Source organism: Pseudomonas gingeri, from assembly GCF_013386115.1.
Lineage (GTDB): Bacteria > Pseudomonadota > Gammaproteobacteria > Pseudomonadales > Pseudomonadaceae > Aquipseudomonas > Aquipseudomonas gingeri.
Window position 1 is genome coordinate 118,999 of the sequence record NZ_JACAOR010000014.1, and the last position, 22,151, is coordinate 141,149.

Annotated in this window: 16 protein-coding genes; 8 read left to right on the plus strand and 8 right to left on the minus strand. The window is 64.3% G+C overall.

Annotation, left to right across the window (positions count from 1 at the left end; all coding sequences use genetic code 11):
• The first annotated feature begins 161 nt into the window (after window positions 1-161).
• The 7 genes from HX881_RS27480 to HX881_RS27510 all read left to right on the plus strand — a co-directional run bounded on the left by HX881_RS27480 (window position 162) and on the right by HX881_RS27510 (window position 8,416).
• Window positions 162-1,205: an ABC transporter substrate-binding protein gene (locus HX881_RS27480; protein WP_177087601.1), complete on the plus strand. Its 1,044-nt coding sequence runs from the start codon at window positions 162-164 to the stop codon at window positions 1,203-1,205.
• Window positions 1,206-1,220: 15 nt separating this feature from the next.
• Window positions 1,221-1,952, plus strand: coding sequence for a class II aldolase/adducin family protein (locus HX881_RS27485; protein ID WP_177087603.1), 732 nt, complete (start codon window positions 1,221-1,223; stop codon window positions 1,950-1,952).
• A gap of 66 nt (window positions 1,953-2,018) precedes the next feature.
• Complete coding sequence (locus HX881_RS27490) at window positions 2,019-3,206, plus strand: LLM class flavin-dependent oxidoreductase (RefSeq protein ID WP_177087605.1); 1,188 nt, start codon at window positions 2,019-2,021, stop codon at window positions 3,204-3,206.
• 3 nt (window positions 3,207-3,209) lie between these two features.
• Entirely contained in the window at window positions 3,210-4,766 is a 1,557-nt protein-coding gene (locus HX881_RS27495) for an ABC transporter substrate-binding protein (protein ID WP_177088092.1), read from the plus strand.
• On the plus strand, window positions 4,759-5,817 hold the full coding sequence (locus tag HX881_RS27500) for an ABC transporter permease (RefSeq protein ID WP_177087607.1): 1,059 nt from the start codon (window positions 4,759-4,761) through the stop codon (window positions 5,815-5,817). Before HX881_RS27495 ends, HX881_RS27500 begins: the two co-directional genes overlap by 8 nt.
• Complete coding sequence (locus tag HX881_RS27505; protein ID WP_177087609.1) at window positions 5,814-6,641, plus strand: ABC transporter permease; 828 nt, start codon at window positions 5,814-5,816, stop codon at window positions 6,639-6,641. Before HX881_RS27500 ends, HX881_RS27505 begins: the two co-directional genes overlap by 4 nt.
• Window positions 6,638-8,416, plus strand: a complete 1,779-nt coding sequence (locus HX881_RS27510; RefSeq protein ID WP_177087611.1) for a dipeptide ABC transporter ATP-binding protein — start codon at window positions 6,638-6,640, stop codon at window positions 8,414-8,416. Before HX881_RS27505 ends, HX881_RS27510 begins: the two co-directional genes overlap by 4 nt.
• A gap of 123 nt (window positions 8,417-8,539) precedes the next feature.
• Here HX881_RS27510 and HX881_RS27515 read toward each other — a convergent pair whose 3' ends face one another.
• From HX881_RS27515 to HX881_RS27540, 6 genes are read right to left on the minus strand one after another with little or no spacing between them, the layout of a single operon-like run.
• A complete protein-coding gene (locus tag HX881_RS27515; RefSeq protein WP_177087612.1) occupies window positions 8,540-9,625 on the minus strand; it encodes an LLM class flavin-dependent oxidoreductase in 1,086 nt (361 codons plus the stop codon).
• Between the two features lie 19 nt (window positions 9,626-9,644).
• A complete protein-coding gene (locus HX881_RS27520; protein ID WP_177087614.1) occupies window positions 9,645-12,206 on the minus strand; it encodes a TonB-dependent receptor plug domain-containing protein in 2,562 nt (853 codons plus the stop codon).
• 45 nt (window positions 12,207-12,251) lie between these two features.
• On the minus strand, window positions 12,252-13,808 hold the full coding sequence (locus HX881_RS27525) for an ABC transporter substrate-binding protein (RefSeq protein ID WP_103033015.1): 1,557 nt from the start codon (window positions 13,806-13,808) through the stop codon (window positions 12,252-12,254).
• Window positions 13,809-13,812: 4 nt separating this feature from the next.
• Complete coding sequence (locus tag HX881_RS27530) at window positions 13,813-15,018, minus strand: LLM class flavin-dependent oxidoreductase (RefSeq protein WP_177087616.1); 1,206 nt, start codon at window positions 15,016-15,018, stop codon at window positions 13,813-13,815.
• Between the two features lie 13 nt (window positions 15,019-15,031).
• Window positions 15,032-16,258, minus strand: a complete 1,227-nt coding sequence (locus HX881_RS27535) for an alpha/beta hydrolase (protein ID WP_177087618.1) — start codon at window positions 16,256-16,258, stop codon at window positions 15,032-15,034.
• Between the two features lie 14 nt (window positions 16,259-16,272).
• Window positions 16,273-17,349 (minus strand): ABC transporter substrate-binding protein, encoded by a 1,077-nt coding sequence (locus HX881_RS27540; protein WP_177087620.1) that lies wholly within the window; start codon window positions 17,347-17,349, stop codon window positions 16,273-16,275.
• 302 nt (window positions 17,350-17,651) lie between these two features.
• On the opposite strand from HX881_RS27540, the gene HX881_RS27545 reads away from it, so the two are divergent.
• On the plus strand, window positions 17,652-18,725 hold the full coding sequence (locus tag HX881_RS27545; RefSeq protein WP_017128122.1) for a sigma-54 interaction domain-containing protein: 1,074 nt from the start codon (window positions 17,652-17,654) through the stop codon (window positions 18,723-18,725).
• Window positions 18,726-18,869: 144 nt separating this feature from the next.
• Here HX881_RS27545 and HX881_RS27550 read toward each other — a convergent pair whose 3' ends face one another.
• Together HX881_RS27550 and HX881_RS27555 are read right to left on the minus strand one after the other, a co-directional pair.
• The gene (locus HX881_RS27550; RefSeq protein WP_017128123.1) at window positions 18,870-20,231 is read right to left on the minus strand and encodes a DUF1329 domain-containing protein; all 1,362 of its coding nucleotides are present in this window, start codon (window positions 20,229-20,231) and stop codon (window positions 18,870-18,872) included.
• A 15-nt stretch (window positions 20,232-20,246) separates the two neighbouring features.
• Entirely contained in the window at window positions 20,247-22,109 is a 1,863-nt protein-coding gene (locus tag HX881_RS27555) for a DUF1302 domain-containing protein (protein WP_177087622.1), read from the minus strand.
• Window positions 22,110-22,151 lie beyond the last annotated feature (42 nt).

Here is a 22,151-nt window from a genome sequence, read left to right on the forward strand (position 1 = left end):
TGCTCGCCGGGGACTGCTGAAGGAGCAGCAGTGCTGCTGGCAGGCCAGCAGCCGTCTTCCGGGTGTCGGCTCGGAACCCTTGTAAACCGGGGCTTCTGGCGATTGGCACGGCCTCTGCAATACCCCCATGGACTGCCTTGCCCAATTCAATGGAGCTGACCATGACCCTTTCCGCTGTCCTGCCCACGCCTGAGCTTGAGCAGATCTGGTTTACCCGGTGCCCGGTGCCGACCGCCTCCGGCATCGCCTACAAGCTGGGGTGGTTGACCGAGGAGTTCGCCCCCGACGGCCTGCCGGTGTCCACCCTGCAGGAGGCCCGCCAGTTGGGTCGTCATCATTACGATCACGACCTGCCGGGGCTGTTTCGCGAGGGCGGTAATGTGCCGGCCCTGGCCGCCCGCGCCGCCGGTGCGCCGAGCCGCCTGATCGGCCTGACCTGGATCGAGGAATGGCAGACCATCCTGGTCCGGCCGGACTCCGGCATCACCCGCCCCGAAGACTTGCGCGGCAAGCGCCTGGCCTTGCCGGCCTGGGGCGACAACCGTCCCGGCAGCATCGCCCGGGCCATGAGCCTGCACGGCTACAAGGGCGCGCTGAGCCTGGCCGGCCTGGGCTTTGATGATGTGGAACTGGTGGAAGTGGCGTTGCAGGACCAGGAGCTGGCGGCCGATCCGCGCCAGGGCTTGCAGCGCCTGTGGTCCGGCCTGGATTACCTGGTGCGTGGCGAGGTCGACGCGGTGTACGTCAAGGGCGCCTCGGCGGCCGACGCGGCACGGCGCCTGGGGCTGGTGGTGGGCATTGACCTGGACCTGATCGCCGAGCCGCGCTACCGCATCAACAACGGCACGCCGCGGCCGATTACCGTCCACCAGAGCCTGCTGGATAACCACTTCGACCTGGTGGTGCGCTTTCTCGCGCAGACCCTCAACGCCGCCGACTGGGCGGCGAACAATCGCGACGGCCTGAACGCGATTCTCGAAGAAGAAACCCGTGCCGGCAGTACCGGCGTGGCCGAGGCCTATCGCGGCGATTTCCACACCACCCTGGCGCCGGACCTGTCGACCCAGCGTTTGGACTTCCTTGGTGTGCAGAAGGATTTCCTCTACCTGCACGGCTTCCTGGAACGTGATTTTACCATCGCCGACTGGGTCGATCCGCGTCCCCTGCAAGCTGCCCATGAACTGCTGGCCAAGCGCCGCGCCTGAACCTGGAGAACCCCCATGACTGCCATTGTCCACGCCCAACCGATCAGCCAAGAACTGCAGGCCTTTGTCGACAAGGTGCTGCTGGAAGCCGAAGAGGCCTTCACCGTATTCCGCGAAACCAACACCATCACCGCCAATGGCACCGTCGGCTTTATCGAGCGGGTGCCGGGTCAGGATCTGCTGGTATCGGTCAACTACGGCGGCCCGTGGAATTACCGCAAGCCGCTGCAAGCCACCGTCACTGACTTTGCCGGCAATGTCATTCTCGGCAAGGGCAAGGGCGGCCTGGGACGCTACACCAAACTGTTCCAGCAGCACGCGGATGTGACCACCGTGTCCCACGTGCATTCGCCATACCTTGGCGCCTGGGCCCAGACCCACCGCACCTTGCCATTCCACTACGTACCGGTGCAACGCTACCAGCTGGCCCGGGAACTGCCGGTGTACATCGACCGCCGCCAGCAGGAGGTGGATTTCATCCTCGACAAGATCGCCGAAAACCCCTTCAACCTGGCGATCCTCGAAGCCAACGGCGGCTCCACCGTGTGGGGCAAGCAAGGGCTGCGGGCCACCGCGGAATTCATCCTGTTGCTGGAGGAGGGGGCACAGCTGCAATTGCTCGCGGATGCCCTCGGTGGTTCCCGCCCTTATGGTCCGGGCGTGTTGACCCAGCAGTGGAAAATGAGCGGCCTGTTCGAGCAAGCCACGGAGTTGGGCCTGGTGCCGGCTATCGACCGCCGCAACTAATTCCGCCTGCGGGGGCCGGTCAACCGGCTCCCACGGGGGTATCGGCTTACTTCAAGGACGTTTCTCATGGCTGTGAAAATTCTCTGGTACCTCACTACGCCCGACGGCCCCTATCCATGGGAACCGGAAGGACGCTGGAAAACCGATTTCCAGCATCTCAAGCAGCTTGCCGTCGCCAGCGATCGCCTGGGTTACTACGGTTCGCTGCTCGGCTCCAGCCCCAATGAAAGCCTGGCGGTGGCGGCTTCGCTGATCGACGCGACCCAGCGCCTGCGCTTTCTCGTGGCCCAGCACCCGGGCGAGCTGTCGCCGGCGGTCCTGGCCAAATGGGCACTGACCTTTGATCAGTTCTCCAACGGTCGCCTGCTGTTCAATGTGGTCAACGGCAACGATGCCGGCCTGGCGACGCTGGGCGTGCACTATCCCCATGACGAGCGTTATGCGTTCAGCCTGGAATACTGGCGGGCGTTCCAGGGGTTCTATGCCGGCGACACCCGCGGTTATGACGGCCAGTACGTCAAGCTCGCGCCACGTGCGCCGGGCGCGGCCGGCCATCCCCTGGGAGGGTGGCATCCGCCTTGCCAGAAACCCGGCATCCCACTGTGGGGCGCCGGTACGTCGGGGCCGGGCGTGGAGCATTCGGTGCAATTGCTCGACGTGTACCTGAGTTTCGCCAATACGCCACCGAAGCTGGGGGACAAGTTCCGCAAGGTCGCCGCCGAAGCGGCGAAGATCGGTCGTGAACTGACCTTCGGCACCCGTCTGCAAATCATCGTGCGCGAGACCGAGGAAGAGGCCTGGGCCCACGCCGAAAAACTGCTGCAACGCACTTCGCTGCAAACCGCGCGCAATGCCATCGAGCGCCAGTTGCCAGCCGGCGTGAGCTTCGACGACTTCCACAGCGACGATCCGCAGACCCAGCGCAACGTCGAGACCATCCGCGCCGGGCGCCTGCCGACCGCGCGTGAGCTGGAGATCTACCCCAACGTCTGGCTCGGCCCCAGCCTGTTTGGTTTCAACATCCTCGGCCCCGCCGCCGGCACCTACCTGGTGGGCAGCGCCGAACAGGTCGCCGAACGCATTCGCGAGTACGAGGCCCAGGGTACCTCGGCCTTTATCCTGTCCGGTTTCCCGCTGATCGATGAAGCCCACCGCGTGGCCGATCTGTTGTTCCCGTTGCTGGAGCTGGACCATGGCTTCGATGTGCCGCGCCTGGGCGTGACGCAGAAGACCACGCAGCGCGAAGAGGCATGAATGATGAGTGACGGATTTTCCCGCCGGGCATTTCTCGGCCACGGCCTGGCCATCGGCGGCGGTCTGCTGCTCGGTGGCTGCGATAGCGGCGCGGCCACCCGGGGCGCTTCGGTGCTGGCCGGCAAGCCCGTCAGTGGCGGGCGCCTGCGCGTCGGCATTATCGATGGCGACCAATCCGGCAACCTCGATGCCCATAAACCGGTAGGCGGCGGGATCATTCGTGGCTGGGCCCTGTACAGCAAGTTCTGGGAATGGAACACCGACGTCAGCACGCGCCTGGCCCTGGCCGAGTTCGCCGAGCCGAATGCCGACGCCAGCGCCTGGACCATTCGCCTCAAGCCGGGCCTGGAATTCCATCATGGCAAGAGCATCGGCGCCGATGACATGCTGTTTTCGTTGTTGCGCCTGACCGATCCCAAGCTGGCCTCACCCTTTGCCGGCCTGGTCGGCGCCATCGACCGCAATGCCTTGCGCAAGCTGGATGAGCGCACCATCGAAATCCGTTTCCAGCAGGGCCAGAGCTTTTTTCCGCTGGATGAAACCCTGATCAGCTTTGGTGGCATCGTCCCCACCGACTACGATCCGGTCAGCAATCCGGTGGGCGCCGGCCCCTACAGGCTCAAGCGCTTCGTACCCGGCCAGCGCTCGCTGTACACGCGTTTCGAGAATTACTACAAGCCCGGCCAACCCTATGCCGATGAACTGGAAATCATCGAGTTCAAGGACCAGGTGTCCCGCGTGGCCGCGTTGCGCGCCGGGCAGATCGACGTTGCCAGCGGCGTGCAGGCTGAGCACAGCGCCTTGCTCAAGGCCGATTCGCGCCTGTCGCTGTGTGTGTCGCCGAGCACCTCGTTTACCGGTTTCAACCTGAACCTGGCCAAGCCGCCGTTCGACGACGTGCGGGTGCGCCAGGCGTTTCGCCTGCTGGCGGATCGGCAGGAACTGGTGGACCGTGGCCTCAACGGCTTCGGGCGCATCGCCAACGACCTGTATTCGCCCCACGATCCGACCTACAACCACGCGATTGCGCAACGTCCCCATGACCTGGAGCAGGCGCGCTCGCTGCTGCGCCAGGCCGGGCAGACGGATTTGCGGGTGGAGCTGACCACCACGCCCGGGCCCGGGGTCAACGCCGCGCTGGTGTTTGCCCAGCAGGCGAAAAAGGCCGGGGTCGAGGTGCGTGTCCGCCAGGTCGATGGCGCCGTATTCAATGGTCCGCAACGCGAGCAATGGCAAGTGTCGCCAGGCTCGACACCGGCACGGGGCTTTCTCGCTTCGGCGCTGCACAACGACGCGCCGCTGGCGATCTACAACCGCAGCAATTTCCATGATCCACGCTTTGCCAGCTTGTACCGCCAGGCGCTGGCCCAACCCGACCTGGAACTGCGCAAAGGCCTGGTTCATGAGGCCCAGCAGATCCAGCACGAGCGCGGTGGTCTGCTGATCTGGGGATTCAACGATGTGCTCGACGCGGCCTCGGTGAAGGTGGGGGGCCTCGGGCCCGAGCAGACCACCTTCGCGTCCTGGCGTTTTGACGAGTTGTGGTTGAACCATGTCTGAGCCCTCGTGCAACTCCCCACGTACCCCGGCATGGCTGGCATGGTTTATCGGGCGCCTGGGCTATGGCCTGCTCACGGCCTGGGTCATCAGCCTGGTGGTATTTATCGCCACCCAGGCGCTGCCCTCGGACCCGGCGCGAGTGATCCTCGGCCCGGATGCGCCGTTGGCAAGCATCCTGACCCTGCAACGCCAACTGGGGCTGGACCAGCCGATCCTGTGGCAATACCTGCGCTGGCTCGGCGCCGCGTTGAGCGGCGACCTTGGCGTGTCGCTGGATTCCGGCGCTCCGGTCGGCCGCATCCTGTGGGGGCGTTTTGGCTATACCCTGGCCCTGTTGGCCGGGGTGATCGCCGTAGTGGTGCCGGCGGCGCTGGCACTCGGTGTGGCGCTGGCGCTGCGCCGGGACAGTCGGCTGGATCGCTGGAGCCTGTCGTTGCTGATCTTTCTCAAGGCCACCCCGGGATTCCTGCTGGCGATTGGCCTGGTGTTGCTGTTTTCCATGCCGCACATGGATTTCTTGCCCGCGGTGTCGATCCTCGATCCCGACCAGGCGCTGCTGCGTCAGCTCAAGTTTCTGATACTGCCGGTATCGGCCCTGAGCCTCGGCGCATTGCCTTACCTCACGCGCATGGTGCGCGCGGCGATGATCGAGGCCCTGGAGTCCGATTATGTGATTGCCGCGCGGCTGCGCGGCATTCCCCATCGACGCATCGTGTGGGGCCACACCTTGCCCAACGCGTTGGTGCCGGCAATCCAGGGCGTGGCGCTGACCTTGCGCACGCTGATCGGCGGCGCGGTACTGGCCGAAGTGATCTTCAGCTACCCCGGTATCGGCACGGCCCTTCACGCGGCGATCCAGATGCGCGACCTGCCGATGATCCAGGCGATCGTGCTGGTGACCACCCTGGCGGTGGTGCTGATCAACCTGCTGGCCGACCTGTTCACCGTGCTGCTCACACCCAAATTGCGTACCGCGCGCCGGGTCACGATGATTCAACGCAACCGGCGGGGTATCACCCCGTGGTGGCGCCGCTCCCGAGGTGATGCATGAGTGCTCGTCGATGGTTGGCTGAACCGCAAACCCGCAAGGGCGGCTGGATTACCTTACTGGTGATTGCCTTTGCCCTGCTGGGGCCGTGGCTGGCGCCCCATGGCTCGACGGACATGGTCGGCCCGGTCTATGGCGCACCCGCGAACGGCGCGTGGCTGGGTCATGATTTCCTGGGGCATGACGTGCTGTCACGGCTGCTCAGCGGCGGCTTGTCGGTGCTGTGGATGTCGGTGGCGGCGGCCAGCATCGCCCTGGCTGTGGGCAGCACCCTGGGCTTGCTGGCGGGGTTGTCGCGGCGCCGGCTGGACCAGTTGATCACCTGGTCGGCGGATGTGTCGCTGGCGTTTCCCGACCTGATCCTGGTGCTGCTGATCGTCTCCATGCTGGGGCGCGCGCCGTGGCTGATCGTGTTGACCGTCTCCATCGCGTTCATCCCCGGCGTGATCCGTCTGGCGCGGGCCAGTGCGGTAGCGGTGGCGGGGCAGGAGTTCGTCGAGGCGGCGCAGATGATGGGGTATTCGCGGCGACGCATTCTGTTCAAGGAGATCCTGCCGAACATCCTCACGCCGCTGCTGGTGCACTTCGGCAACATGCTGACCTGGGGTGTCGGAATGCTCTCCGGCCTGAGTTTTCTCGGCTACGGCGTGGCGCCGCCCACGGCGGACTGGGGCCTGATGATCAATGAAAACCAGGCCGGCCTGCTGGTGCAGCCGTGGGCCGTATTGGCGCCGGCGGTACTGATCGGCGTGTTTGCCTACGGCACCAATATCCTCGCCGAAGGCATCGGCCGCAGCAGCGCACGGATGGGAGAAAAACAGCCATGAACGCCATCACCGAAATCGATACCGGAGTGCTGGAGGTCCGTGACCTGCGCGTGGAGTTGGCGGGGCAGGTGGATGTGCTATCCGGTATCTCGTTCAACCTGCGGGCCGGGGAAATCCTTGGCCTGGTCGGAGAGTCGGGCTCGGGCAAGACCACCCTCGCGACGGCGCTGCTGGCCCACGCCCGGCGCGGTGCACGGATTGTCGGCGGTCAGGTGCGGGTGGGGGGCGAGGCGCTGTTGAGCCTCGAAGGTGAAGCCTTGCGCCGCGCCCGTGGCAGCCTGATCGGCTATGTCGCCCAGGATCCGGCCACGGCGTTGAACCCTGCGCTGCGCATCGGCAGCCTGTTGCGTGAAACCCTGGCGGTGCACTCGTTGCGAGGCGGGTACGCGGCGCAACGGCAGCGGATCGATGAAACCTTGCGCGATGTCGGTTTGCCCCATGACCGCGAGTTCCTGCGACGCTTTCCCCATCAGCTATCCGGCGGGCAGCAGCAGCGGGTGATGCTGGCGCTGGCCTTTGTGCTGCGCCCGCGCCTGATCGTGCTGGACGAGCCGACCACCGCCCTCGACGTGAGCACCCAGGCGCATATCCTCGCCACCCTGCGTCGCCTGTGCAAAAGCCAGGGGGTGGCGGCGGTGTACGTGTCCCATGACCTGGCGGTGATCAAGGACCTGGTGGACCGGGTGATGGTGATGTATGCCGGGCGTATCGTTGAAACCGCGACACGGGATGTCCTGTTCAACCAACCCTCCCATCCCTATACCCGCGGGCTGCTGGCGGCGATTCCGGACGTCGCGGGGCGACGGGAACTGAAGGCGATTGCCGGGCATGCGCCAGCGCCGGGGCAGCGACCGCGGGGGTGTGGTTTTGGGCCGCGCTGTGAGCGGTTCGCCTCGGGTTGCTCAGTTGTCGAACCGCTATTGCATGCAATCGCCACGGGCCATGAAGTGGCGTGTTTCGCGCCCCACGACCAGCCACTACAGGCTATTGCCCTGACGCCGATTGCGCCCCTTGTCACGCAGACCGAGCCACCCCTGCTGTCCATCGATGGCTTGAACGTCGCCTACGACCGACAGGTGTTGTTCGACATCGCGTTGCAGGTACGCCCGGGCGAGTGCCTGGCGCTGGTGGGCGAGTCCGGGTCGGGCAAGACCAGCCTGGCACGCGCCGTCGCCGGTCTTGGGGAAAATGCCGAAGGCGAGTTGAGCTACGCCGGACGCCCTTTGCCGCTGCGGGCCCGTCAGCGTGATGCGAGTGCGCGCCACCAGATCCAGTACATCTTCCAGAACCCGTATCGGGCGTTGAACCCACGGCAAACGGTGTACCAGACGCTGAGTGCACCGCTGGAGCACTTCTTCGCGGTGAAAGGCGCGGCAGCGCGGGAGCGGGTCGAGGCCGTGCTCGCGCGCGTGGCGCTGCCGGCGTCGCTGGCCGATCTGTATCCCCACAGCCTGTCGGGTGGCGAACGCCAGCGCGTGGCCATCGCCCGTGCGCTGTTGTGCGAGCCGGGCTTGTTGATCTGCGATGAAATCACCTCGGCCCTGGATGTCTCGGTGCAGGCATCTATCCTGGATCTGTTGCGCCAGTTGCAACGCGAAGGGTTGACGTTGTTGTTCGTCACCCACGACCTGGGCGTGGTCCGGGCAATTGCCGACCGGGTGCTGGTGCTGAAGGCGGGCAGGGTGGTGGAGCAGGGGGCGGTGGACAGGGTGCTCGATCAGCCTCAGGCCGCGTACACGCGCACGCTGTTGGAGCATTCGCCATCGTTGGCGTGAGTCGCAGCGTTGCGCGATGAGCGCCGGCAAGCCGGCTCCTGCAGAGGTAGCGTCATGCAAATGAATTGCGGTTCACGCATGCCACTGTAGGAGCCGGCTTGCCGGCGATGGCGTCAGATGATGCTAGGCCACTCGCGCCTGGCGCCGCCGCGCCTCGTCCCGCACCGCCGGAATGATCCAGCGTCCGTAATCCACGGTGTCGTACAGTGGGTCATACCCCCGGTTCAAGAACGTCGTGACGCCCAGGTCCACATAATCCAGCAGCGCCTGGGCCACGGTGTCCGGGGTGCCGACCAGGGCCGTGGTGTCGCCGTAGGCGCCCACGGCGGTGGCGGTGGGCATCCACAGCGCACGGTCATGCCGATCGCCCAGGGCTGCGGCAGCCAGCAGGCGTTCCGAACCGGTGCCCTTGATCTTTTTCTGCCACGGACTGCCCGCCGCGAACTGCGGGTTGGCCTTGATCTGTTGCAGAATCTGCTCGGCGCGCTGCCAGGCCAGCTCCTCGGTGGCTCCGAGAATCAAGCGCACCGACAGGCTCACCCGTGGCGCTTGCACACCCGCCGCGGCGGCAGCCGCCTTGAGCTTGGCAATCTGCTCGGCCACGCCACTCAACGGCTCGCCCCACAATGCATACAGATCCGCATGCCTGACCGCGATCTGATAGGCGATATCCGAGGAACCGCCAAACGAGATCGGGATATGCGGTTGCTGCAAAGGCTTGACCGGCGAAAACGCGCCCTTGATGTGGAAGTACTTGCCCTCGAAATCGAACGGTTCTTCGGCCGTCCAGGTGCGTCGCACGATTTCCAGGTATTCATCGGTGCGCCGGTAGCGCTCGGTCTTGTCCAGCAGGAAGTCGCCTTCCTGGGGCTCGGCGGTAATGCCGGTAATCGCGTGCAGGCGGATGCGTCCGCCACCGGTGGTGTGATCGAGCGTGGCGAAAGAGCGCGCAGCCACCGTCGGTGGAGTAAGGCCCGGGCGATGGGCGATCATGAAGCCCAACCGCTCGGTGTGGGCTGCCGCATAAGCGGCGATCTGCAGGCTGTCGGCGCTGCCGGGGCCACTGGCGATCAGCACGCGGTCGAAGCCGGCGTGCTCGTGGGCGCGGGCGTGGTGGCGGATAAAGTCGAGGTCGAAATCCGGGCTGCGAACGCCACGGGTTTCCGACCACTGGCGAGGGAAAATCATGCCGACAAATTCAATGGACATGGAGCGCTCCTGCTGCGGATCAGAATTGATAGTCGACCTGGGCCAGCAAGGTGCGGCCAGGCATGGGTTGCAAAAAGGTGTTGGTGGAGCCGGCCAGGCCGCTGACGAAGTTCAGCTCGTTGGTCAGGTTCAGGACCCGCAGCGTGGTGCTCCACTGCGGCTGGCGGTAGTACAGGGCGAGGTCGAGGTTGTATTCATTGGGGATCTTTACCGTCTTGCTCAGGTTCAGGTACCAGTTGCTGGTCCACCAGCCTGAAAGCTCGGCGCCAAAGCCGGAATCGAAGCGGTAGTCGACATAGCCGCTGGCGGTGTACTCGGGAATCTGCACCGCGTCGTAACGCCCGGACGGTCGCTGGTTGAGGCTGTTGTTATCGCCAAATACCGTGCCGTTGTCGGGGATGAATCCCGCCGAGGCAAACCCGGCCTGGGAAGTGAATTCGTTGTAGGCACTGAGCTTGGACAGGTTGAGGCCGCTGCGCAGGTGGTCATCGGGTTGATAACGCACGGTGGCTTCCACGCCCTTGATCAGCAGGCGCGCAATGTTGTTATTGCTGTCGGGTGCCTGGTCGCGGGCCTGCTTGAATGCCGCCAGGGTCATGAACAGCTGGTTGGGCACGGCCTCGACCTTGACCCCCACTTCATGCAGCACGCTGAGGCTCTGGAATGCCAGCGGGTTGAGCTGGTTGGCGCCACTGCCGCTGCCCCAGCCCAGGCCGTTGGAAAAGAACCCGGTATTGACCGCCAGCGAGCGGTCGAAGGTGTAATACAGGGTGGTGTTTTCGCTGGGTTTCACATAGGGGCTGACCTGGAAGGCGAACAGCCGGTAGTTGTCACTGTCCTTGCGTCGATTGCCGCCAGCGAGCACGAACGGATTGTCGATCTCGGCCTCGATCCAGCTGCGACTGGCGCCGATGTTCAGGCCGAAATAGTCGCCGTACTTGAGGTTGTGCTGGCTGAACAGGGTCTTGGTGGTCCAGGTGCTTTCAGCGGTGTAGGGCGCCACCGACTCGGCATACAGGCCATGCCCGGCGGCATACATCGGCGGCAGGTTGAGCCAGCCGTAGTAATTGGAGTATTGCGGCACGCCGGGTTGGCCGATCCACGCCCCATTGCCGCCGGCGGGGTTGGACCCGTCCAGGCCCAGCAGGTCGCCGGGGTTCTTGCCCGAGGGATTCTGGGTCAGGTCATAGGCATTGATGGTCGAGCCGAAACTGTTGTTGGCGGCAATCGACTGATTGAACTCGCGGCGGTAGATCAGGCCGGTGTTGCTGTCGTCCCGCAGGGTCCAGCCTCCGAGTTGGGCCTGGTTGCGTGAGTGGAACTCGAAACGGTTGTCGAAGATGTTGTCTTTCGATTGCACCTGGAACGCGCCCACGGCATCGGTGATGTCCCTGGAGCGCTGGTAGAACGTGCTGTTGGCCAGGGTGATGGTCGGCGACAGGTCGACTTCGACGTGCAATTGCGTGGTAAAGCGCCGCGAACTGCTTTCATCTTCCTTGCGCTGTCCGGTCTGCGACGACAGCGACTGTTCGCCGTTGCCCGCCAGCGTCGGGTCATACACCCAGCCGCGCAGGCTGCCGGGGCTGGCCTGGGTGTTGGGCGAGGCGGTCTGGAAGCTGCCGTCGACCACCGTGTACTGGCCCTGGGCATTGCGCTGGCGTTGCACCCAGCCGAGGGTCGGCGCATCGGCGGCGCCCGAGGCCAGCACTGGCGACCACAGGGTATTGCCGTTCTGGATGATCGGCGTGGCCCGTCCGGCGTAGTACTTGCCGTGGTCCACCAGGTCCTGGGTGGCGCGGTTCCAGCCGTGGGTGATGTTGTAGTCGTAGTAGTCGTCGTAGCTGGCGTTCCAGTCGACCCGCACATTGTCGTTGCGCCAGGCCAGGGCGCCGTAGAACGCGTCGAAATTGTTGTCGACGTTGTCGTAGAAGTCCTGCTGGCGCTGCTTGGTGATGCTCAGCCGGTAGGCCAGGTTGTCACTCAGCGGGCCCGTGTTGTCGATGCTGAACTTGTTGGAACTGCGCGAGGTGCCGTCCGGGACCCACGAGCCCAGTTCGCCACTGAGCCTGGTCTTGAACTCGTTGAAATTGGGCTTTTTGCTCAGGTAGTTGACGTAGCCGCCGCTGCCGGACACTGAGCCGTAGGTCACCGAGGACGGGCCGGCAACGATATCGGCACCCTCGTAGGCGTTGAAGTTCGCCGGGTGGCGCACGCCATAGGCGCGTTGGCCATCCTGGAATATCTCGGAGCCCTGGGCGCGAAACTGTGGCGCGATGCCGGCGTTCTGGCCGCCACCGCGGGTGATGCCCGGGGCGTACTTGACCAGATCGTCGGCGCTGTGGATCGAACCGTTGGCCAGTTGTTCGGCGTTGACCTGCACCACCGACCGCGGAGTGTCGAGCACCTTGACCTCGGTACCGCCGTACACCGAAGTCGGCGGGCGCGTGGGCAGGGCGTCGTCATCCGACTCGCCGCTGCTTGCCTGCACCGTCACGGTTTGCAGTTGGGTATCGGCGGCAAAGGCCTGCAACGGCAGGCTGGTGACCAGCAGCAGGGGTAAACGCAAGGCGATAGCGCGCATGGCAGAAGCGACTCCTGTCAGGAAAGTGAGGATAAAACGGTGGAATCAGGCCGGGTCTTTGAGCCAGAGCTTCTCGAAGCGCCAGGTGCTGAACAGCGATTCTTCGGCCTGGGCTCCACCCACGCGGGTGGAAACGCCGTCGAGCAGGTTGGCGTAGCCCCAGATCAGCATGCCGCCGCGTTCGTACTGGATCTGCTGGACCTGGTGCACCAGGGCCTTGCGTTTTTCCAGGTCGGGCTGGGCCATGGCGGCGAGAAACAGTTCGCTGAATTGCGGGTCGTTGAAATGGGTCTTGTTCGAGACCGCGAACGGTGCGTCGGTGTGAATGGCGCTGGCCAGGAACGGTGCGCCAATGCTGCCGCCGGTGCTCAGGGGCCAGTCGTTTTTCAGCGGGCCCTGGAACGTGGCCAGGTCCACCTGCCTGACCTTGAGGGTCACGCCAATGCGCCTGGCCTGTTCCGCCAACACCAGCGCTGAACTCAAGCCCGGGCCCGGGGTGGTGATCAGCTCCACCTCGAGATTCTCCTGGCCGGCGTCCTTGAGCAGTTGCGCGGCACGCGCCGGGTCATGGGGACGCGGGCCGAGATCGTGGTTGAAGGTCGGGTCGCCGGGGGCATACAAGTCATTGGCCACGCGGCCCTGGCCGTTGAGGGCGCGGCGCACCAGCTCGTCGCGGTCGGCCATCAGGCGGAACGCCTCGCGCACCCGTGGGTCATTGAACGGTGGCTTGTCCAGGTTCATGTCGAACGACAGCCAGTTACCGGTGACCGATGTGATCACCTGGAGCCGTGGGTCCTTCTGCAGGATCGGCAACTGCTCGGTGGGCAGCACATTGGCCATGTCGATCTGTCCGGAGCGCAATGCGGCGAGGCGCGAGACCTGGTCTTTGAAGTCGATGATTTCCAGCTCATCGGCGTAGGGCTTGCCCTCCTTGTAGTAGTTCTCGAAGCGGGTGAACAGCGAGCGCTGGCCCGGGGTGAAACTCTTCAACTTGTAGGGACCGGCACCCACCGGGTTGCTGACCGGATGGTAGTCCACCGGTACGATGCCGCCGAAATTGACCCAGGTTTCCGCCAGCGGCATATAGCTGCGGCCGTCGCGGAAGCTCAGGCGCACGGTACGGTTGTCGAGCTTGACCAGGTTGTCGCGATCCACCCAGTGCAACAGGGCCGCGTAGGGCGAGGCCAGTTGCGGATCGGTGAGGCGGCGGATCGAGAAGATCAGGTCATCGGCGTCGATGGTCTTGCCGTTGTGGAACTCCAGGCCCGGGCGCAGGCGCAGGGTCCAGGCACTCGCGTCGGCATTCGGCTCGGCCAGCTCGGCCAGGGCCAGGCGCGGCTGCATCTGCTCGTCCCATTCCCACAACTTGCTGTACAACGCAAAGCCGCGAACGATGCCGCTGCCCACCGGTTTATGCGCATCCAGGTTGCCGCTCTGGTTGCCATCGAGGATGCCCAGGCGCAGGCGGCCGCCATAACGCGGTTGGTCGCTGGTGGCAGTTCCCGCCGGGGTATCGTTCGGGCCGCAACCGGCTAGCAACAGGCCGCCACCGACGGTCACGCTGTAGCCGAGAAAGTCCCGGCGGCTCAGCAGTATAGTCATGGCATCAGGCTCCGCCGTTGGCCGAGTGCAGCTCCCGCACGGGCTCGTGGGGGCGGCTCAGGTCGGCCCGTTCGCTGCGAAAGTGCGGCAGGATGTGCTCGCCCAGGCGATAGGCTTCTTCCAGGTGCGGGTAGCCGGCGAGGAAAAACAGGTCGATGCCGATGCTGTTGTACTCGCGAATCCGCGCCACCACGTTTTCGTAGCTGCCCACCAGCGCGCAGCCCGGCGGGATGCCGATATAGCCGAAACCGGTCCATACATTCGGGTGGATAAAGAAGTCGTCGAAGCCCTGGTCTTCGCTCTTCTGCGCAAACCCATGCTCGTAGCTCAGCTTGCGCGCGGTGCGCAGCCCGGCGTGGGCCGCCACGGCCTTGACCGCGCCACGGGCGATGCCTTCATCGAAGAAACGCTTGGCTTCGGTGCGCGCCAGCTCTTCGGTCTCGCGGGTGATCACGTCAATCGACAGGCCGAAGCGAATATCGGTACGCCCCCATTTCAGCGCGCGTTGGCGCAGGTCGGCGATCAGCGCGGCGATCTCGTCGGGGTGTTCGGCACGCATCAGGTAGAAGTCGGCGTGCTTGGCGGCAAACTCCCGCGCGGCAATCGACGAACCCGCGGTGCAGATCAACGGCAACCGGGCCTTTTTCAATGGCCCGCGCAGGCCACCACCGTCGGCCTGGTAGAATTTTCCTTCGTAATGGAAGGTCTCGTTGTGCCAATAGCCCTTGACCACGTCCATGAATTCGGTGGCGCGCTCGTAGCGTTCATCGTGGTCGCTGTAGTCGCCGACCTGGCGTTGAATCGCATCCGAGCCGCCGTTGATGATGTTCCACACCAGGCGGTTGCCGGTGGCGCGCTGGTAGGTGGCCGCCTGCTGCACCGCCACCCAGGGGGTGTAGTGGTAGGGCTGGAACGCCGTGACGAACTGCAGGGTGCGGGTCTCGCGGGCCAGCAGCGAGCAGACGGTCCAGGGCTCTTCGCCGGTGGGCGCGTTGACCATCAGCGCGCCGCCGAAGTGGTTGATCTCGGCCGCCTTGGCGATCTGGCCCAAGTAGTCGATGTAGGTGAAGTGGTCGCCCACGCTGAACCCGGAAACCGCGCCGGTGCTGTTGGCGCCGCCGCGATGCCAGTCGCCACGATTGCGGGGATCGCCCGGCAGGAACTGGGTTTCGCCATGCAATGGCAGACGGGTGAAGAATTCGATGCTCATGCAAGCCTCCTGCTTATTGCGCGGTCGGGGCGCAGATCGGGGTGATCGGTTGGTCGTTGATGACCTTGTGGGCAAACGGGATCGAGTCCTTGAGCGAAGCGTTGACCGTGGCGCTGTGGCCAAGGCCTTTGTACAGGTGGCCTTCGACGATGGAACCGGCGTTGCAGGCGTCCTGCATCAGCTTGACCTGGGTCGCGGCGGCGGGGGTGGTGTCTTCGGCGCCGGTGCCGATGAAGATCGGCCTGGAGGTTTTCAAGGTCGGGTATGACACTTGCGCGAGCCACGGCGCCAGTTGCTTGCCCTGGTAGTCTTTCTTGGTGTTGGCGATGCTCAGGCCGAGGCCTTCCACGTCGCCTTCCAGGGCGAACAGGCAACTGGTACGGGCCTGCTCGAATATCGGCAGGGCCTTGTCGGTGTAGAAGTCGGCGGGGTTGATGCTCGGATCATATTGCTGGGCGGCGAGCAGGGTGTAGAAACCGTAGGCCAGGGTCGGGTCGACTTTGTTGCGCACCTCCTCGCTGGGGTTCTTCGCGTAGTCGAGGGTGTAGATCACCCCGGTACCGATACTGCCCCTGACGCCCAGGTCGGGGGCGTAGGTCGCGGCATAGGCCGCGGCGGCAAAGGCGCCGGCTCCCCCCTGGGACTGGCCGACGATCAAGACCTTGTCGGCCAGTCCGGGTACCCCGGCGACCACCGCCCTGGCGGCGTCGAGAATGCCGTAGGCTGCCATGCGGCTGTTGAGCAAAGGGTGGCCACCGGGCACGCCCAACCCTTGATAGTCGGTGGCGACCACGGCAAAACCTTCCGCCAGCCAACGATTGAGGTAGGCCACGTCGCGGTACGAGCGACCTTGCCAGGACGGCGCGCACACGTCCGCCACGCCGACGGTGCCGTGGCCCCAGCTCACTACGGGCCAGCCGCCGGCAGGTGGCGTGCCCCTGGGCAGGAACAGCGCACCGGACACCGCAATCGGCGTCTTGTCATCGATGCCATCGGTGGAGGTGTAGAGAATCCGTTGGGCGCTGGCGGCGTTCGCCAGGCTCAGGGTCTTGTCCAGCGGCTCGCTGCGCAGCAGTTTGCCGGGGGCGGCCGGAATCGCTTTTTCCCAGGTGTAGAACGCCGAGACGCGGCCGTCGCCTTGCAGCGGATCGGGCTTGGGCGCGTAGGCGTCGGCGGCGAAGGCGCTCATGGACAGGGCCAGGACACTGAGGCCGAAGACGAAGGAGTGCGGCAGTTTCATTGGCAATTTCCCTATCAAGGATTGGTGCTGACCTGGCCGCGCAGGGCCGGCCAGTAGTCGGTGAGTTTCAGGTCGATCAGGGCCTGGTTGGTAAAGCCGGTGGCCAGCGAGGGGCCGATGTCATAGGTGTCGCGAATCAGATGGTTGGCCAGGGCGTAGGCGGTGAGGGCCTGGTAGTGGGCCTTGAGTTGCGCATCGCTTTTGGGGGCCCAGCGGTCTTTCCAGGCCACCGGGTCGTTCTGGTCATCGCGGCGCAGCACGCTTTCGGCAGTGCCGGCGCGGGAGGAGAGCTGGTAGTAGGCGTCCTGGTTCTGCGGTTGCGAAATCCACCACGCGGCCTTGACCCAGGCGGTGGCGAGCAACTGGGTGATGTCCGGGTGTTGCCGCACAAAGGCTTCGGTGCCCCACAGGTCGGACACCAGGCGCCAGTCGTTGCTGCCTTGCTTGGTGGACCAGATGATCTTGCCCACACCCTTGTCTTCCAGGGCATAGGCTTCGCTGAGCAGCACGGCCGCATCGACCTTGCCGGCCGACACGGCTGCCGCGCCGACCTGCGGGTTGAGGTTGGCGATCTTGAAGTCGTCGAGTTTCAGGCCCTTGCTCGCGAGAAAATTGCTGAACGCGAACTCCCATGGACGGCCCCGATGCAGGGCCAGGCGCTTGCCCTTGAGGTCTTCGATGCGCGTGGCACCGGAACCTTCGGGCACCACCAGGTAGATGTTGTTGCCGCTGCCGCCGGGCACGATCAGCTTGCCTGGTACGCCGCCGGCCCCGGCGATCACCGAAGGCAGATCGCCCCGTACGGCAAAGTCCAGGCTGTTGTTGCTGAACCCTTCGTTGATCTGCGGGCCGGCGCCGGCGTGAGGCAGGGCGATCCATTCCAGTTTGACCCCGCGCTCACGCAGTTGCGTTTCCAGCCAACCGTCTTCGATCACCCGTCCGGCAATGCCACCGAACACCGGTTTGCCGCCCTGGGTGTAGGCGACGATGGCGATCTTCACCGAGGCCGGGGCGGCCGGTTCGGCGAGTGCGGCGGTGCTGGCCAGGACGCCGAACAGGGCGGCAATGCTGTTGCGCCAGAAGTTTTTCATGGGAGGTTCCCTGCCTGTGGTGAGGTATGGGAAGGCAGAGAGCAGATTGCATGCCAGTAGCCGAGAAAACCGCTCTGGCCCTTGTATTTCCTGGGCTGTAGCAGATCGACCGGGGCTGTCTCGCGAGGTCTGCTGCTGATGTGCAGACACGCGAGTGCTGGCCGATTGCTGCTCCAGCAGCAGCGAGCACGGAGGGTGTTGGTATATTCTTTAGTGGAATATATAAATATTAATTAATAATTAAATGGTCTAGAAAACTTCATGCACTATTGAGCACGCGCTTTTACTGCCAGGAATGCATCATGTCGCTGATCACCCATCCCAACGCCCGTGAATTGACCAAGTCGGTGCGTGCCACCGTGCTGGTCTTCAAGGACCCGCGCTCCCAGGAATTGCTCGCGCGTATCGAGCGTCTGGCCCCCAGTGAAGCCAACACCTTGATCATTGGCGAGACGGGCACGGGCAAGGAATTGGTGGCGCGGCACATCCACCATCTGAGCCGTCGCGGTCGCGAGCCTTTCGTGGCGGTGAACTGCGGTGCGTTTGCCGAAACCCTGGTGGAAAGCGAATTGTTCGGCCATGAAAAAGGTGCGTTCACCGGCGCCACCACGCACAAGGCCGGGTGGTTCGAGGCGGCTAACGGCGGCACGCTGTTCCTGGACGAAATCGGCGATCTGCCGCTGAACATGCAGGTGAAGTTGCTGCGGGTGCTGCAGGAGCGTGAAGTGGTGCGCCTGGGGTCGCGCACGCCGATTCCGATCAATGTACGGCTGGTGGCGGCCACCAACGTCAACCTGGCCGACGCGGTGGTGGCCGGGCATTTCCGGGAGGACCTGTTCTACCGCCTGCACGTCGCGACCATCCGCCTGCCGCCACTGCGCGAACGTCCGGGCGATATCCTGCCGCTGGCCGAATTCTTCCTGGAAGAACACTGCCAGCGCCTGGGCTACAACCGCGCCAGCCTGAGTATCGAAGCCGAGCGCAAAATGCTCGAGCACAGCTGGCCGGGGAATATCCGCGAGCTGGAAAACGCCATTCACCACGCCTTGCTGGTATGCCGCAATCAGCTGGTGCAACCGGCGGACCTGCACCTGGTGGACATGCGCTCCTCGGGTATTCGCCAGGATGAAGCCCATCAGGCGCCACCCGCCCTCAGCGGCCCGGTGGACCTGGAAAGCGCGCTGAATGCATTGTTCGAACAGAACATTCCCGACTTGTATGAGCACATCGAAGAAACCATCTTCCGGGCGGCCTATCGCTACTGCCACGGCAACCAGCTACAGACCGGGCGGCTGCTCAATATCAGCCGTAATATCGTGCGTGCCCGGCTGGAAAAGATCGGTGAGCTCAACAAGTCCTTGCTGGTGCCGGATTGAAAGATCCGGGATACCAGAAAGTCCGAAGGGCAGTGGCCAGAACAGAAGCTGTTCGATCAGCCGGGGCTCTGTCCTGATTGAAAAGGCCGCCAGTCGTGCTGGCGGCCGAGGCTCGGATTCAATCTCGAATGCAGCGACGCCGCCTCAGCGAATACCGTCGTTGCGCAAGGCTATCGGCGTGTATTCGGCCGCTACGCTCTTGAAGCCGATCTCCATGCCGTCCTTCTCTTCGTTACGCATCCCGGAGACCAGGTAGCGGCCGTTGATCAGGTCATACAAGGCCTCGACGCCCATCCACGGAATCTTCTTGTCGTACAGCGGGGTCATGAAGCCTTCCGCCGTGCGCCACAAGGTGTTGCGGGCATCGTAGTGATCGGCCAGGGCGATCTGCCAGGTATCCTCGTCGACGTACAGCACGCGCTTGGCGTAGATATGCCGCTGGTCAGGCTTGAGGCTGGCTTCCACCACCCACACCCGGTGCAGTTCATAGCGGGTAATATCGGAGTTGATGTGGCCCGGCTTGATCACGTCGGTGTATTTCAGTGCGGGTGATTCCAGCTGGAAGCTGTTGTAGGGGATGTAGATTTCCTTTTTGCCGAGCAGCTTCCAGTCATAGCGATCCGGCGCGCCGTTGAACATGTCCAGGTTGTCTGCCACCCGTTGTCCGTCCGAAGCAGGGTACGGGCCATCGTAGGCAATCTGTGGTGCCCGGCGCACGCGGCGCTGGCCTGCACTGTAGATCCAGGCCATGCGGGGTTCCTTGACCTGGTCGAGGGTTTCGTGGACCAGCACCACGTCTCCGGCCAGGCGGGCGGGGGCCGTCACCAATTGCTTGTAGTAGAACAGCACATTGCCCGGATTCTGCGGATCGAAGTCTTTCAACTGGTCGCGATAGGTGAATTGCTGCTTGAAATACACCGGGTTGAAGGTGCCGTCGGCCAGCGGCGTTGCCTGGACGTGGGTACGCCGGACACTGCCGCCGCGGTAGCGGGTGATGTGGTTCCAGATCACCTCGAGCCCGTTCTGGGGAATGGGAAAGGGCGTGGCGATTTCAAAGTCCGACAGGCCGTTGCCACCGGAGACCAGCATCGATTTCAGTGCGTTCCTGGCGATGGCCTGGTTCACGCTATCGGGCAGGGCGGCGCTGCGATGGCTGGGGAAAACCCGCATATGGAAGCTGTCCGGGTAGCGCTTGAACAAGGCCTGTTGGCCCGGCGTCAGCTTGTCCTGGTACTGGGCGACATTCTGCGGGGTGATGGTGAACAGCGGTTTCTCGCCAGCGAATGGGTCGCTGAGGTTGCCTGTGGGGCTCGCACTGCCGGCATTCTCGGGCAGGCCGCCGGTCCAGGGCGGAATGCTGCCATCGGCGTTGCCGGCTTTTTCCGCGCCGACCGGTGTCAGGCTGTTGCCCAGCTTCGCCGCCTCACTCGCCGGCACTGCCGCCTGGGTCAGGGTAGTGGCTGCCAGCAGGGTGCAGGTGGTGGCAAACAGGATCAGGTTTTTCATGGTTTTTGCTTCCACTTAGAAGGACATGCCGAAGCTCAGGGCAACGAAGTCACGGTCAATATTCACGTTGTAGGCGCCGCCGAAAAAATCGGTGTAGGAGAGGCTGGCGGTGTAGGTATTGAGGTAGTTGGCGTCGAGCCCCAGGCTCAGGGACTTGGAGCCTTCATTGAAGCCGGGCTCGGGGCCGTAGCCCTTGACGTCGTGAGACCAGGCAACGTTGGGGTGCAGTTCCACGCCGGGAATCACCCCGTTGTAGTCCCAGATGGCGCGCACGCGGTAGCCCCAGGAAGTGCTGGTGGCGAAGCCGTCGTTGTTGCAGTTGGAGGGCGTCTGCACGTTGGTGGTGTGGGTACAGAGACTGTTGTCCGGGTACAGCTGGCCTTGTCCGTAGGCGGTGCTGCGGCCATAGCGCAATCCGCCTTTGCCTTCCAGGCCGCCGATATGGGTGAGCCCCACTTCACCGATCAGGGTCAGGCGCTCGGCATTCATGACCTGGTCGAAGAAATGCGTGGCGGTGATCTGGGCCTGGGTGACTTCCTTGCGTCGATAGCCGGAGACATCCTGGCCATTGCCCAATGAAGCCGCACCGGACGACAGTACCGGCGTCAGCGCTGGTACACCGATGCCGGCGCTGATCAGGTCCACCGGGCTGATCTGCAGCGGCATGTTGGGCCGGTAGCTGATCTCGCCGGCCAGAGTCGTGCCGCTGGGCAGGCTGGTACTGAAACTCAGGCCGTAGAGGCGGATGTCTTCCGGGTAGTCGATGTAGTACTGCGAGGTGCCGAGTCGGTAGGCCTGCGCCAGGCTCTGGCCGGTGGGGCTGGCGAGAAAGCCGCCGCAGGCGCCGGCCGGCACGCCAAGGTTGCCACACAGTTGCGGGGCAAACCCCAGGTCGGCGGCATGGGCGCTGCTGATGGCGCTGACGTAGGGTTGGCGGCTGTGGTAGTTGATGAAGTAGCCGGCAAACTCGCTGTTCAGCTCTGGCGCGAACCAGCGCAACGCCGCGCCCCACTGACCGCCGTCACGGGCATCGCGGTCGCGGGCACGGGGAATCACGACGCCTTCGTTGGACAGTTGCACGCCAAAGGGCGAAAGCCCCGCCCGCGCGGCCGCATTCTGGTCGAGTATCGGTCCCACCGGCAGGCCGTTGCAGCCGTCTGCGATCACGTCCGTCTGGGAGAAGAAAGTGCCGCAGTTGTCGATCGCGGTTTTCTGCCATTGCAGTTGGTAGAAACCTTCCGCCGAGAGGTTGTCGGTGAGGTTCTGCGACAGGTAGAACATGTTGACCGGAATCAGGCCTTCCTTGATCTCCGAACCGGGACGGCGAAAGGCCGTCACGTCTACCGGGTTGATGCTGTTGATGCCGCCCTGGATAAAGGTGCTTTCGCCCCAGCTCACCACTTGCTTGCCCAGGCGGACGGTGCCGGGCAGGTCGCCGATCAGGTAGTTGTGGTAGATGAAGGCATCGAGAAACTCGGCGCCGGAGGCCTTCGCACCTTCCTCGCGACCGTGGTCGTCGATGTCCTTGAACCGCTGGTGCTCGTCCTTGAGGGCGAAGTCATACCAGTACTTGCCGCGCACGAACACGCCGCTGTCGCCGTATTTGAGTTCAAGGTCGTGCACACCCTTGAACACCCGGCTGAAGGCGTCGCCCTTCTTGAAGTTGAGCCGGCCGTCGTCGGCGCTGTGGCTGCTGAGCAGTTCCTTTTCCCGGTTGTTCAAGGACCAGCTGGAGCCCACCGAGAGGCTGGAGTCGAATTGTCCGTGAAGCTCGCCGATGTCGAAATCGATCGCCGAGGCCGGTGTGCTGGCCAACGCTGCCAGACCCAGCGCGAGGGGAAGGCGAGCCTGTTGCCATGGGGGTTGTTTACGAGTCATTGCGTTCACTACCTCTTGTTGTTTTTGTGGTGCGTTACGCGT